At 34.5% G+C, this 1743-nt stretch carries 3 protein-coding genes; all 3 read left to right on the forward strand.

Annotated elements, in window-relative coordinates:
• The first annotated feature begins 80 nt into the window (after positions 1–80).
• Genes AC06OU_RS03005 through AC06OU_RS03015 form a run of 3 tightly spaced genes read left to right on the forward strand, consistent with a single transcriptional unit; the run spans position 81 to position 1549 of the window.
• Positions 81–623: a DUF4825 domain-containing protein gene (locus tag AC06OU_RS03005; protein WP_475853882.1), complete on the forward strand. Its 543-nt coding sequence runs from the start codon at positions 81–83 to the stop codon at positions 621–623.
• A 10-nt stretch (positions 624–633) separates the two neighbouring features.
• Positions 634–1341 (forward strand): class I SAM-dependent methyltransferase, encoded by a 708-nt coding sequence (locus tag AC06OU_RS03010; protein ID WP_475853883.1) that lies wholly within the window; start codon positions 634–636, stop codon positions 1339–1341.
• A gap of 25 nt (positions 1342–1366) precedes the next feature.
• Positions 1367–1549, forward strand: a complete 183-nt coding sequence (locus AC06OU_RS03015) for a hypothetical protein (protein ID WP_475853885.1) — start codon at positions 1367–1369, stop codon at positions 1547–1549.
• Positions 1550–1743 lie beyond the last annotated feature (194 nt).

The raw sequence follows: 1743 nt of genomic DNA on the forward strand, positions 1-1743 counted from the left end.
CCCATTTTTCTCCATTATTGTACCACTATTAATAAACCGGTTAAAAAGTATAGTTGTCAGAGGAGGTAATGGAGCGAACTATGAAGAATAAGTTAATAATTGGACTGTTCATTACTGGGCTAATACTTTTTGGATGGATGAACCTTTTTTACCTACCAGAAAAAGAAAATTTACAAGCGGAAGAAATGGCACGACAGCTTGATCCAGAGACACATGATTTTAGCAAGGTGCAAGTATATGAAAATCTATATATGGGAAACAACTCAAATAATGCTCATTTGTTTCAATCACTTCCTTTACAAAATTATTTGAATGGCTTTGAACAGGACCCTGATCGTTTTTTGTTAATCGTGAAATATAGAGATTTAAGTGATGTTTCTACACGTCAAATACATCAATCGGTCATTTATAACACAACTGCTGCGTTTGTACTTATTAAGAATTTGGAACAAATAGAGTTAAGACTCCCAAATGAGTCCTTTGTTGTTAACAGAAGCAATGTGGAAGGTGTTTTAGGAAATTTAGATGAGCTATTAGATCCTTTGTTATTTGAAAAAGAAGTTCAACAGCGATTAAAAACAAAAGAGATAGAGGAATGGTTGGACCAGTACTTAGTCAATTAGGAGGGATAACATGAAGGAGCACGTCATTCAGGCGTATAACCAGCTGGCTGATGATTATGAGTATAACGTTGACCAAAGGAGTATTTATAATACTGAGTATGAAAGGCCAGCAATGATGAAGCAATTACCTTCAGATCTAACTAACTTAAGTGTGTTAGATGCAGGGTGTGCAGCAGGATGGTATACCTCTAAGTTCATTCAAGCAGGTGCTAACGTTACAGCTACAGATATTAGCCTAAATATGGTAGAGGCTACTAAAAGAAGAGTGGGAGATGGAGCAGATGTTCTTTGTTTAAATCTCGAGGAAAAACTTCCATTTGAAGATTCTAGCTTTGACTTTATCATTACCTCATTAGTCCTTCATTATATCAATGATTGGGAATTGACATTTAAAGAGTTTCAAAGAATCTTAAAGCCAGGCGGTCAATTCATATTTTCCGTACACCACCCATCAATGGATGTGAAAAAAACGGAGGAAGTAGATTATTTTTCACATGAACTTATAATAGATCAGTGGACTCGCGATGGGAAAATAATTGAAGTGCCTTTTTATAGGAGACCTATGCAAGCCATAATAAACGAAACTTTAAAATATTTTAAATTAGAGCGTCTTATAGAGCCACAGCCTACGAAAGAATTTAGGAATATAGATCCTAAAGGGTATCACAAGCTGATGACCACTCCACACTTTTTGATAATTAATGCAAGAAACTGGTGAACATAAGGTTAAGGGGGTATTAAATATGTCTAAAGAATTTATCGCCATAATATCAATAGTTTCTGTAGTGATCTGGATTTTAGTTTCCCAAGAGGCTGTAAAACCCTCAAAAGAGATAAATTGGTGGAAAATGATCAGCTTACTTTCTGTAGGAACTGTATTGGCATTAGGGATAACCATTTCCCTTATTCAAAGCCTGCCGTTCTAGGATAGGTAACTGGGGTTTTTATTGAATATTTAAATAACCAATAGAATTATAAAAGGACTTAGATTTGTTTGAGTAAACTAAGTCCTTTTATCCTGCAAAATGATTACACTCCACCACTCCACTTTAAGACATTACCATTATAAACCATTTATGATATGATAAAATTTTATATTTATTTATTTGGAGGAGTTCAT

The organism is Psychrobacillus sp., assembly GCF_056205495.1.

What these genes read in the sequence shown, in the direction of transcription:
- AC06OU_RS03010 (WP_475853883.1), top strand. Translation starts at nt 634, where the DNA reads ATGAAGGAGCACGTCATTCAGGCGTATAACCAGCTGGCTGATGATTAT.
- AC06OU_RS03005 (WP_475853882.1), top strand. Translation starts at nt 81, where the DNA reads ATGAAGAATAAGTTAATAATTGGACTGTTCATTACTGGGCTAATACTT.
- AC06OU_RS03015 (WP_475853885.1), top strand. Translation starts at nt 1,367, where the DNA reads ATGTCTAAAGAATTTATCGCCATAATATCAATAGTTTCTGTAGTGATC.